Raw genomic sequence first — 12,221 nt, 5'->3', positions numbered from 1 at the left:
TGGTAGGTTCAGATTTCGCTTGAAGTCAATGTCAACAGGGTATAGAAACCGCGCTTGAGAGGTTGGTGCGGACGAGCTCCTCGCCAACCCGGTCAGGTCCGGAAGGAAGCAGCCGTAACGAGTTTTCGGCTCGGGTCGTATTCAACCTCTCACCTCTTGCTTCATTTCCCAATATAATCTACTGGAAATATCGCCTCTTACATATAGTAGGCGTAGTAAAGCAAACCAGACCCCAAAAATATTCGATAGATGAAAAACGGTGTAAAGGATGCCTTGCGCAACCACGCCATCATAATAGCAATGGCAACAAGGGCGGCAATGCAGGATAATCCGGCGGCTGTCAGGGCATCGTTTGTCAGTTGGGCGTTGCCGCTTTGATAAAGTTCCAGCCCCTTTAATGCGCCGGCCCCTAAAATGGCAGGAATGGACATCAACATGGAAAAACGCGCCGCATCAACGCGCTCGTACCCTAAAAAACGCGCGGCTGTGATTGTGATGCCGGAACGCGATGTTCCGGGAATTAAAGCAAGACATTGGGCCAAACCAATGAGAATCGCATCGACGACCGTTGTATGTTCGACACGGCGGATGGTCAGGCCCGTTTTATCCGCCAGATAAAGCAGGAAACCGAATCCAAGGGTTGTCCAGCCGATGACTTCGACGGTGCGATATTCATCCCCAATATATTCATTGAGGAAATAACCCGCAGCCAGAACAGGTAAAGTCGCAAGCACGACCATAGCAGCGAGTTTTGCGCCGGGGTCGCGTCGCCCTTTGGTAAAACGGATCAAACCACGCAGCATATGCCAGATGTCGCGCCAGAAATAAATCATCACAGCCCCTAATGTGCCGACATGGACGGCAACATCCATGAGCAACCCCTGGTCGGGCCAGTCACCGAAGACGGGGACTAAAACCAGATGACCGGAAGAGCTGATCGGCAAAAATTCTGTGATTCCCTGCACAAGTGCGAGAACGAGTATATGAAGTTCAGTCACGTTTTCCCCCAAGACAGGCTTTTGCTTATTGTTCGATTTTGTATAACACGTCTGGATTCGAGGCCCAAAATGAAAAAATAGTACCATTTCGGTACCAAATGATGAAAAAACAGACGGGAAGGAGGGCGGAGGAAGAGGTTGTTCGGACTGTTTTTTTACGATATAAGTCAGCAAACCTGACCTATATTTATTTTTTTCCTTGAAATCTGCGTTTTTTTATCGCATACCATGCATCCGGGTTGCTCAATGTGAGTGGCGCGGCGTCGGAACGCACAAATTAAAGGCAGGTCCGGCAAGGAAAAAAGACGAACCCGAAAACGAGGGATTGGAGAGACTGATGGCTGAAAAAATGATGCAGTTCGTCACGATCGGGCAAAACTACCCGGACAAACGCACTGCGGAAGAACGCAAAAAAGATTTCAACGAGATTTATGCGCGCTTCACCATCGAAAAAGCACAGGAACAAGCGTCACGCTGTGAACAATGTGGTATTCCCTATTGTTCTGTGGCTTGCCCTGTGAACAATAATATTCCGGACTGGTTGCGCCTTGTGGCTGCGGGCCGTTTGGAAGATGCGTATCATACGTCACAGGAAACCAATACCCTGCCAGAAATTTGTGGACGGATCTGTCCGCAGGACCGTCTATGTGAAGGTCTTTGTGTGTTGGAACAGTCTGACCATAATGCCGTTACCATCGGTGCGATTGAAAAATTCATTACCGACAATGCGTGGGAACAAGGCTGGGTCAAGCCGCCGCAACCGTTGAAAGAACTGGGCCAAAGTGTCGGTATCATCGGGGCTGGTCCCGCAGGTATGGCCGCCGCAGATCGCTTGCGCCGCAAAGGATATGAGGTTCATGTCTATGATCGTCACGACCGTGTTGGTGGTTTGATGGTTTACGGTATTCCGGGTTTTAAACTGGAAAAAGATGTGGTGGAACGCCGCGCCAAACTGTTGGAAGACGGCGGTGTCACATTCCATATGAATTTTGAAGTGGGCCGCGATGCTTCTTTGAAAGAGTTACGCGCCAAACATAATGCTGTCCTGATCGCCGTGGGTGTCTATGCCGGTCGTAAACTGGAGGCACCGGGGGCAGATCTGGAAAATATTTTCCCGGCGATGTACTTCCTGACTGCCAGCAACAAAAAAGGTTTTGGCGACGAGGTTGAGGCCTTTGATAACGGTACGTTGAACGCTGAAGGCAAAAATGTCGTTGTTATCGGTGGTGGTGATACGGCGATGGACTGTGTGCGGACATCTGTTCGTCAAGGTGCCAAGTCTGTGACCTGTCTTTATCGTCGTGACCGGGCCAATATGCCGGGATCGCAGCGTGAAGTGGAAAATGCTGAAAAAGAAGGCGTGAATTTCCAGTGGTTGTCTGCACCGAAATCTTTCAAAGGTTTGGGTAAAGTTCAAAAAGTGGAAGCCGTTTCCATGCATTTGGGATTTGCCGATGCGTCTGGCCGTCAAAGCGTTAAGGAAGTTCCCGGGTCGGAATTTGAACTGGATGCCGATATTGTGATTGAGGCACTAGGGTTTGAGCCGGAAGATATCCCCACTTTGTTCGGTGAGCCTGATTTGGCTGTCAGCCGTTGGGGCACAGTGGATGTGAATAAAGAAACATGGATGTCCAATCTGGACGGGGTTTTTGCGGCCGGTGATATCGAACGCGGTGCCTCTTTGGTCGTCAGTTGTATTAAAGACGCCCGCGATGCATCCGATGCCATTCATAAATACCTCCGTACACAAGCGCGCGCAAGCGCAGCTGAATAATCAGGAGGCGTGAGAGAGAAAATGACCAATAATTACGTATCAGAATATCAACGCAACGCCCGTTTTCTGGCCGAAAACGGCATGTATGATCCGTCTTTTGAAACGGCAAACTGTGGTGTCGGTCTGGTGGCTTCTATTGACGGAAAACCCAACCGTGAGGTTCTGCGCCATGCCTTTCAGGCGACACGCGCACTGGACCACCGTGGGGCTGTTGATGCCGATGGCAAAACAGGCGATGGTGCCGGTATCCATGTGCAAATCCCGCAGGAATTTTTCAAACGTCATATCCGCCGCACCGGTCACGAGCCGGAAGAAGGCGCCTTGGCGGTCGGTCAGGTTTTCTTGCCGAAAACTGATTTCGGGGCGCAGGAACGGTGTCGTTGTATCGTTGAAGCCGAAGTGCTGAAATATGGCTATCGCATTTACGGTTGGCGTCAGGTTCCGGTGAATATCGAAGTGATTGGTGAAAAAGCCAACGCAACGCGCCCGGAAATCGAACAGATTATGATTGCCAATACGCTTGGTAAATCCAATGATGATTTTGAAAACGATCTGTATGTTATTCGTCGCCGGATTGAAAACAAATGTCTGGCGGAAAATCTGACAGAATTTTATTTCTGTTCCCTGTCTTGTCGCAGTGTCATTTATAAAGGCATGTTCATGGCGGGTGAGATTACCGAATTCTACCCGGATTTGAATGACGAACTTTTTGTTTCCAACTTTGCGATTTATCACCAGCGGTATTCGACCAACACGTTCCCGCAATGGCGTTTGGCGCAACCGTTCCGCATGATTGCGCATAATGGTGAGATCAACACAATTACCGGGAACCAAAACTGGACGAAAGCACACGAAACCTGCATGGCCTCACCTGTGTTTGGCGCACATATCGAAGATGTGAAGCCGTTGGTTGCCAATGGGTCTTCTGACTCTGCGGCCCTTGATGCGGTTTGGGAAATTCTGGTTCGCGCAGGCCGTCCGGCCCCGGCGGTAAAAGCCCTGATGGTGCCTGAGTCCATCGGTCAAAATGCCCTGATGCCGAAAGAACATGAAGATCTGTTTGCTTATTGTAACTCGGTTATGGAACCGTGGGACGGCCCGGCTGCGATTTGCGGGACGGATGGTCGCTGGATTGTCGCGGGTCTGGACCGTAACGGCCTGCGCCCATTGCGTTATTCCATCACGGGTGATGGGATTTTGCTGGTCGGTTCTGAAACCGGCATGTCTGAAATTGATGAGTCCAAAGTCGTTGAAAAAGGCCATGTACGCCCCGGCGGTATGATCGGTGTGGATTTACACGAAGGTAAATTCTTCCATGACCGCGAGCTTAAAGACTGGACAGCGAGCCGCCAGCCTTATGGCAAATGGGTAGATAACATTGTCAAGGTTGATCAAATCATCAAGGCAGACTCGCCCAAACCTTGCCCGTGGCCGGAAGATATCCTGATGCAACATCAGCAATTATACGGCTTCACACAGGAAGATTTTGAATTGATCCTGCGCCCGATGGTTGAAACCGGTCAGGAAGCCACAGGTTCTATGGGGGATGATACGCCACAGGCTGTTTTGTCTGATAAATACCGTGGTTTGCATCACTTCTTCCGTCAGGCTTTCTCACAGGTGACCAACCCGCCGATCGACAGTTTGCGCGAAACCCGTGTGATGTCTTTGCGCACGCGTTTGTCCAACCTGGGTAACGTGTTGGATGAAAGCCCGGATCAGTGTCAGGTTGTTCAGTTGGAATCACCGTTCCTGACCTCGACTGAATTTCATGCCCTGAAAAACTATTTGGGCGAAGATGCGGTTGAAATCGATTGTACCTTCAAGCCGGGTAAGGAAACCCTGCGCGAAGCCATCGAACGCATCCGCCATGAAGCGGAAATGTCGGTTCGCGGCGGGAAAAAACATATCATCCTGACTGACGAACATACCGGTAAAGACAAAGCGCCGATCCCGATGATTTTGGCTGCCGGTGGTGTACACAGTTATCTGGTGCGTCAGCAATTGCGGACCTTTACTTCTGTCAACGTGCGTTCTGCCGAAGCGTTGGATGTACAGTATTTTGCGGTTCTGATCGGTGTAGGCGCAACCACTGTTAACGCTTACATGACCGAAGAAGCGATTGCCGTTCAACATGCCAAAGGTATTTATGGTGATTTGCCGTTTGAAAAAGCGGTGGAAAATTATAAGAAAGCCATCAATAAGGGCTTGCTGAAAACCATGTCTAAAATGGGCATTGGCGTGATCAGTTCTTATCGTGGCGGCTATGCGTTTGAATCGGTTGGCTTGTCGCGTTCTGTTGTGGCGGATTTCTTCCCGGGGATGACCTCACGGATTTCCGGTATCGGGATCAAAGGTCTGGAAGATAAAATTCTGGAAATGCATGAAAAAGCATATTCCGAAACCACACCTTTACCGCAAGGCGGTTTTTACCGTTACCGCGCGGATGGGGAACGTCACGCGCATGATCCGTTGCTGATCCACAAATTGCAGGAAGCCGTGGCGACCGAAAGCTATTCGACCTATCGCGAATATGCCAATGGCGTGAATGGCCGCAAGCCGATGATGCTGCGCGATTTGCTGGATTTCCAATCTGATCGGGACAGCATTTCTACGGATAAAGTGGAATCGATCACGGAAATTCGTCGTCGTCTGTGTGCGCCGGCGATTTCAATCGGTGCCTTGTCACGTGAAGCTCACGAAACATTGGCGATTGCCATGAACCGGATCGGTGCGAAATCCAACTCTGGTGAAGGTGGGGAAGATCGTGAACGTTTCACACCACGCAAAAACGGTGACAATGCGAACTCTGCGGTGAAGCAGGTGGCATCTGGTCGTTTCGGTGTAACTGCGGAATATCTGAACAACTGTCAGGAGTTGGAAATCAAGGTGGCCCAAGGGGCAAAACCGGGTGAAGGTGGACAGCTGCCGGGCTTCAAGGTAACGCTTGAAATTGCCAAACTGCGTCATTCCACACCGGGTGTGACCCTGATTTCACCACCGCCGCACCATGATATTTATTCCATCGAAGATTTGGCGCAGTTGATTTACGACTTGAAACAAATCAACCCGATTGCACGTGTCTGTGTGAAACTGGTTGCCCGTTCCGGTGTCGGGACGATTGCTGCCGGTGTTGCCAAGGCGGGTGCTGATACGATCCACATTTCCGGTTATGATGGCGGGACGGGTGCATCGCCGCAGTCTTCCATTAAATATGCCGGTTTGCCGTGGGAAATGGGCCTGTCCGAGGTCAATCAAGTTCTGACCTTGAACAAGCTGCGCCACCGTGTGAAGCTGCGCACCGATGGTGGTTTCCGTACAGGGCGCGACGTGGTGATTGCCGCCATGTTGGGGGCTGAGGAATTCGGTATCGGTACGACATCGTTGATTGCGATGGGCTGTATTATGGTGCGTCAGTGTCATTCCAACACCTGTCCGGTCGGCGTTTGTACACAAGACCCTGAACTGCGTAAGAAATTTACCGGTTCTGCGGCCAAGGTGGTCAACCTGTTTACATTCATTGCCGAAGAAGTCACTGAAATTCTGGCGTCACTTGGTTATGAAAAACTGGAAGACGTTATCGGTCGATCTGATCTGTTGACACAGGTTGGTCGTGGTCGTGAAAACCTGGATGATCTGGATTTGAACCCGCTTTTGGCACAGGCTGATACAGGCGATACACCGCGTTTCTGCACATTGACAGAACGTAACCCGGTACCGGATACGCTGGATGCGCAAATCATCAAGGATGCCAAGAATGCGTTGGAAGGCGGCGAGAAGATGCAGCTCTTCTACACGGTTAAAAACACGCACCGTTCTGTGGGAACACGCACCAGCTCGATCATTACCCGTAAATACGGCATGACCGGGTTGGAGCCGGACCACCTGACGGTTCGTATGCGCGGTTCTGCAGGGAACTCGCTGGGTGCTTTCACAGTGCAAGGTTTGAAATTGGAAATCTTTGGTGATGCCAACGATTATGTGGGTAAAGGTCTGTCTGGCGGGACGATTGTTGTGCGCCCGATGGTGTCCAGTCCGTTGAAATCGAATGAAAACACCATTGTCGGTAACACCTGCCTGTATGGGGCGACAGCCGGTAAACTGTTTGCATCCGGTCAGGGTGGGGAACGCTTTGCGGTTCGCAATTCTGGTGCAACGGCGGTGGTCGAAGGTATCGGGTCAAACGGTTGTGAATATATGACCGGCGGCACCGTGGTTGTTCTGGGGGAAGTCGGGGCCAACTTTGGCGCTGGTTTCACAGGCGGTATGGCCTTTGTTTACGACGAAGACGCTACATTTGAACATCGTGTGAACCCGGATAACGTGATTTGGCAACGCATTGAAGTCGATCACTATGAAAACCTTCTGAAAGGTTTGATCCGTGAACACGTGAAAGAAACGCATTCCCAGTATGCAGAACAAATTTTGCAGGATTGGGAAATGGAGAAAGGTAAAATCTGGCAAGTGGTGCCTAAGGAAATGATCGACAAGCTCGATATTCCGGTTACCAAGGAAGTTGCCATTAAAAAGACAGCCTGATCCATATAGAGGATTTATTTAACGCAAATACGTTGTCGCAGGTTGTGCCAACCTGTTCGGAATTTGCTCTAGAATTCGCACATCTGTGCGAGCAGAGGCTCAAGTTACATCTCTCTCGTGACTTGATTGCTAGGGTGGAATTCGTTTCATCCGACCGAATGTCTGGTTTCAGACATTCATCCCTAACCAAAACTCGGCGGAGCTTTTTACAAAGCTTCGCCTTTTTTTTAACTCTCAGGTTTAAGTTTGTTATCTGTGGTTGATTGCCTTGTGGAAAATAACCTTTTTTAAGCTGTATGGTGTATTTGCTCTTTTAATGCGGTGCGAAATTCGCTATCCCAAGTTCTCTACTGTGCAATAAACCCCCTAGACGAGCATGAGACGACTTTATCACCTTCCCTTTGATGCCCTCTCGCGCAAGGTCCGTATTTTACTTGCGGAAAAAAAACTCGCGTTTACTTGTGTGCATGAACCGGTTTGGGAACGTCGAGAAACTTTTTTGGCCCTAAACCCGGCAGGCGAAGTCCCGGTTCTGGTTGAACCGGAAGGTAAACCCATCTGGGATGACCATGCCATTTGCGAATATCTCGAAGAAGTCTATCCAGAATATAACCTGTTGGGCACCACGCCGGACCAACGGGCCGAAGTGCGCCGTCTTGTGGCGTGGTTTGATAAAAAATTTGCACAAGAAGTAACCCGCAATCTGGTCGGGGAAAAGATTACGAAACGTTTTATTGCGGGCGCAACCCCAAACTCGGGGGCTATTCGGGCTGGTAAGCAAAACGTCCATTATCATTTGGATTATATCGGCTATCTCAGCGATCAACGCAATTGGCTGGCGGGCGAAAACCTGTCTTTGGCAGATATCTGCGCGGCGGCACATATTTCGGCGGTGGATTATCTAGGCGATATCCCTTGGGCGGACCATCCCGGCGCGCAAGCCTGGTATGCCCGTTTTAAATCCCGGCCTTCCATGCGTGACATTCTAAAAGACAGCGTCAGCGGCATCCCCGCCGCCCGCCATTACGCCGATCTGGATTTTTAACAACCTGTTTACTATAGGTAAAATTACTTATATATTTTACTTCTTTTTAGAAATGGGGAAGTGGAATGAATTTTATTAAAGTTGTTGCTGTATTGGGTCTTGTCTCACTGATATCAGCTTGTTCCGGTACGGTTAAAACGATGCCGGAAAATAGCTCTTATAAATATAATGGCGAGCAATACAGTACGGTTACAATTTCTCTTGAGCAGGCAAAAGTTTCTGATGAAGGGTCTTTTAACGCACAGGCGTTTAAGACAACATTGGAGAATGCTTTAAAAGAGCAAGGTTTGATATCTGATGGGCAAAAAACAGCACTTCGAGTAGATTTGAAAAATGTGAATTTACGCTCGCAAGGGGCTGCCGTTTTATTAGGATTTTTGGCGGGGTCTGACACAATTGAAGGAACGGTCACGTTGCTGGATGCAAATAATCAGATCATAAATAAATTCGATGTTGATGCGAGTTACGCTGCTGGAGGTCTCATTGGAGGACAAGATGGGATGCGTATGGACTGGCTGTATGCGAAGTTTGCTGAACTGACATGGCAAACGATTAAGGGATCTTGATTTAATCGTCAGGGAGGGGAAGAAGCAGGGTCGTTTTCTTCCCCTTTTGTTAAGACACGCTCTGAAAAGGATAGGCTTTCGGTAGGCTGAGGTTTCGCGTCATGCGACCGAGCCATTCCAGTTCCTGTTGTATATGAAAAAGTTGTCTGTCGTTTTGGATTTGGGCCCGTTGGGATTTTAAAGGGCAATTGGTGCATTGGTTTTCAAGGCAGTTCAGTTGGCAGTTGTAAAAACCGATGAGTTCCTCGACAACTTTGGTGCAAATGGGTTGCGGTAAATTTTCGACGAAGGCGGATTTTAAAGATAAAGTGGTATCTCGCATACGTTGATTGGTGGGCATCGGGCGTTTCATAAGGGTAAAAAAATGACGGATGCCAACGCCCGTGATGGAAAAATAAATCTCGTTCCCGGCTTGCAGTTTGACGACAGCCGCACTGTCCAGCAATCGTTCAAGTGTGGTCTCAATAACTTCGAGTGTTGGTTGCCATGTGGGTATATCGAGCATGCGAATAGCAGCCAGCAAGCCATTAAGATTGCGGGCATCGTCAAACAAAAAACCGAGAACGCAGAGATCGGAAATATCATTCATTTCCAGAATTTCCAGACGATGATGGAGGTTTTGCAGGAAGGACATGATTGGCACCCGTTTATTTATGCGAATGATTATTAATTGCGATAATTAAACGGGTTTGTCAATGGCTTTTTTATGAAACATTTGCAGGCTGACAATCTTTTACAATTCTTTAAATGTTTGGAAAGCGAACATTCTGTATAAGGTGACTTCTGAAAAGACTCTTGCACTCCCTAGAGGTGTGAGGAAAACTATATGCGGCCCCTAACGTCCCCAGACCGAGGTGTGCCGCATTTTTTTTGTTTAAAAAGAGGAATTGATCCGTGTCTGATATGCCCAAACTGCAAGATGCCGATTTACGTGTTGAAAACCGTGTCGCGACCCTGACTTTCATGCGCAATGATGTGCGCAATGCTCTGACAGGGACCGCCTTGATTGAAGATATCATTACGTCATTGGATTGGGTGAATAAAGCGGCTGATCATGTCAGTGTTCTGATTATAACAGGCGATGGGGCCGCCTTCAGTGCAGGGGGCAATATCAAGGATATGCAGGAACGTGGCGGTGATTTTGCCGGGAATGTGGAAGAGGTCCAAACCCGTTATCGCCAAGGTATCCAACGTATTCCGGTGGCGATGAATAAATGTGAAGTTCCGATTATCGCGGCCGTCAACGGTCCGGCGGTGGGGGCCGGATTTGATCTTGCCAATATGGCAGACTTACGTGTGGCTTCAAGTAAAGCCAAGTTTGGGGAGACCTTTGTAAATTTGGGCATTATTCCGGGGGACGGCGGGGCTTATTTTCTGCAACGCCTGATCGGATATCAAAAAGCGGCAGAACTGACCTTCACCGGACGAGTAATTGACGCGCAGGAAGCCCTGGACCTCGGGATTGTACTTCAGGTGGTTGAGCCGGATAAATTAATGGAGGCCGCACAGGATTTAGCCAACCAAATGGCGAAAAAACCACCGCAAGCCCTGCGGTTCACCAAGCGTTTGATGAAAATGGGACAACGTATGGAATTGCAGGACTTTCTTGATCTTTGTGCCTGTTTTCAGGGGATGTGTCATAATTCCGATGAACATATGGAAGCGGTTGAAAAAATGATCGCAATGATGAAGAGATAAATCCACACTTATTAATAGGGCCCCTCATTCGAGCCTGAATGAGGGGCTTTTGTTTTGGAAGTTGCGAATGGTTCGAAACACGCGCGAAATATGGCTCTATGTGGTCAACTTTGCCTTAATGGTGCCTAACTTAAAGGCCATAAAGCGTGCAATGCGAATAAAACACGTAGGGATCAGGACCCGAAAACGATGGCTTTTAACATCAACGCTTTTGCAAACCCGAAACGCTTTATGTGGCTTTCCGGCCTTTTATTGCCTTGGGTGATTGGTATCACGATCATCACAACGGCAGCGGGGCTATATTTTGCCCTGTTCGATTCGCCGACGGATTATCAACAGGGCGAAACTGTGCGTATCATGTATATCCATGTGCCAGCGGCCAGTATGTCGATGATTATTTACATTTCCATGGCGGTGGCGTCCGCAATGGGATTGATCTGGAAACACCCGTTGTCTGACTTGGCGGCAAAATGCATGTCACCGATCGGGGCGGCCTTTACCTTTTTGGCGTTATTCACCGGGTCTTTCTGGGGAAAACCCATGTGGGGAACATGGTGGGTGTGGGATGCGCGTTTGACCTCTGAATTGCTTTTGTTGTTCCTCTATATGGGGCATATGGCATTGTTAAACGCCTTTGATGATCCGGCACGCGGTACGAAATCAGCCGGAATTCTGTGTTTGGTCGGCGTGATCAATATCCCGATTATCAAGTTTTCTGTGGATTGGTGGAACACGTTGCATCAACCGGCGTCCTTGGTCAAGGCGGGTGGTCCGGCGATTCACCCGGATATGTTGATCCCGCTGGGGCTGATGTTTTTGTGTTTTACCGGATATTTCACGCTGGTCCTGTTTATCCGTATGCGCAGCGAAATTATCTCATCCAAAGTGCGCGCCTTGCGTTTGCGTCACGTGCACGGCTGATAGAGGGGAGGGGACAAAATGAACGAATTTTTTGAAATGGGCGGTCACGGCATATACATCTGGCCTTGTTACGGATTGGCTGCTGTTTTGTTGATTGGCCTGTTGATGACCAGTGTCAAGGCATTGGCCAAAAGTAAGAAAGACCTCTCGATCATGGAACAAATGACAAGCGAAGGGAAAAACGCATGAAAAAGAAAACGCGTCGCCTTTATATCGCGCTGGTGGGCCTGTGTGCATTGGGGGCGATTGCTGCCCTTGTGCTGGCCGCTTTGGAAGATGATATCGTCTTTTTCTTTAGCCCGACCGAAGTCATTGAAAAAGGAAAAATTGAACCCGATCGCCGCATTCGAATCGGCGGATTGGTTGAAGCTGGCTCTGTTGAAAAAGCAGCCGATGGTGTCACCAATATTTTCGTGGTGACGGACATGGCCAATACAATCCCGGTTCATTATAAAGGTCTGTTACCGGATTTGTTCCGCGAAGGCCAAGGTGTTGTGGCGGAAGGCTATTTCCAAAACGATGTTTTGGTTGCCGATGAAGTTCTCGCCAAACACGATGAAAATTATATGCCGCCCGAAGTTGCCGATGCACTGAAAAAATCCGGCAAATGGGAAGAAGGCCAGCCGATTACAGAGGCCTTGAAACAAGGTCATGTTCCCGACGAACTGAAAGACAAATAA

The 12,221-nt window shown here is 49.2% G+C and carries 10 protein-coding genes and 1 other RNA gene; 9 read left to right on the top strand and 2 right to left on the bottom strand.

Annotation, left to right across the window (positions count from 1 at the left end):
• Positions 1-55: 55 nt before the first annotated feature.
• Positions 56-155, top strand: an RNA gene (gene ffs, locus IEW74_RS01665) — signal recognition particle sRNA small type.
• A 42-nt stretch (positions 156-197) separates the two neighbouring features.
• Here ffs and IEW74_RS01660 read toward each other — a convergent pair.
• Entirely contained in the window at positions 198-998 is an 801-nt protein-coding gene (locus IEW74_RS01660) for an undecaprenyl-diphosphate phosphatase (RefSeq protein WP_188660537.1), read from the bottom strand.
• 337 nt (positions 999-1,335) lie between these two features.
• Between IEW74_RS01660 and IEW74_RS01655 the strand changes: the two genes are divergently transcribed.
• The 4 genes from IEW74_RS01655 to IEW74_RS01640 all read left to right on the top strand — a co-directional run bounded on the left by IEW74_RS01655 (position 1,336) and on the right by IEW74_RS01640 (position 8,922).
• Positions 1,336-2,772, top strand: a complete 1,437-nt coding sequence (locus IEW74_RS01655; protein WP_188660534.1) for an NAD(P)-dependent oxidoreductase — start codon at positions 1,336-1,338, stop codon at positions 2,770-2,772.
• Between the two features lie 21 nt (positions 2,773-2,793).
• Complete coding sequence (gene gltB / locus IEW74_RS01650) at positions 2,794-7,311, top strand: glutamate synthase large subunit (RefSeq protein WP_188660532.1); 4,518 nt, start codon at positions 2,794-2,796, stop codon at positions 7,309-7,311.
• Between the two features lie 376 nt (positions 7,312-7,687).
• Positions 7,688-8,356 (top strand): glutathione S-transferase family protein, encoded by a 669-nt coding sequence (locus IEW74_RS01645; protein ID WP_188660530.1) that lies wholly within the window; start codon positions 7,688-7,690, stop codon positions 8,354-8,356.
• Positions 8,357-8,421: 65 nt separating this feature from the next.
• A complete protein-coding gene (locus tag IEW74_RS01640) occupies positions 8,422-8,922 on the top strand; it encodes a DUF4410 domain-containing protein (protein ID WP_188660527.1) in 501 nt (166 codons plus the stop codon).
• A 49-nt stretch (positions 8,923-8,971) separates the two neighbouring features.
• Here the strand turns inward: IEW74_RS01640 and IEW74_RS01635 are convergent, their stop codons facing one another.
• Positions 8,972-9,556, bottom strand: a complete 585-nt coding sequence (locus IEW74_RS01635; protein ID WP_188660524.1) for a hypothetical protein — start codon at positions 9,554-9,556, stop codon at positions 8,972-8,974.
• A 269-nt stretch (positions 9,557-9,825) separates the two neighbouring features.
• On the opposite strand from IEW74_RS01635, the gene IEW74_RS01630 reads away from it, so the two are divergent.
• The 4 genes from IEW74_RS01630 to ccmE all read left to right on the top strand — a co-directional run bounded on the left by IEW74_RS01630 (position 9,826) and on the right by ccmE (position 12,221).
• Positions 9,826-10,620, top strand: a complete 795-nt coding sequence (locus tag IEW74_RS01630) for an enoyl-CoA hydratase-related protein (protein WP_188660962.1) — start codon at positions 9,826-9,828, stop codon at positions 10,618-10,620.
• Positions 10,621-10,809: 189 nt separating this feature from the next.
• Positions 10,810-11,541, top strand: a complete 732-nt coding sequence (locus tag IEW74_RS01625; protein WP_188660521.1) for a heme ABC transporter permease — start codon at positions 10,810-10,812, stop codon at positions 11,539-11,541.
• An 18-nt stretch (positions 11,542-11,559) separates the two neighbouring features.
• Entirely contained in the window at positions 11,560-11,730 is a 171-nt protein-coding gene (gene ccmD, locus IEW74_RS01620) for a heme exporter protein CcmD (protein WP_188660518.1), read from the top strand.
• Positions 11,727-12,221, top strand: a complete 495-nt coding sequence (gene ccmE, locus IEW74_RS01615) for a cytochrome c maturation protein CcmE (RefSeq protein ID WP_188660515.1) — start codon at positions 11,727-11,729, stop codon at positions 12,219-12,221. The genes ccmD and ccmE overlap by 4 nt, the downstream gene beginning before the upstream one ends.

Origin of the sequence: Terasakiella brassicae, from assembly GCF_014641495.1 — a bacterium.
In the GTDB taxonomy this organism is placed as follows: Bacteria; Pseudomonadota; Alphaproteobacteria; order Rhodospirillales; family Terasakiellaceae; genus Terasakiella; species Terasakiella brassicae.
Note: the sequence above shows the minus strand (reverse complement) of the source record. Positions and strands in the feature narration are given on the sequence as shown.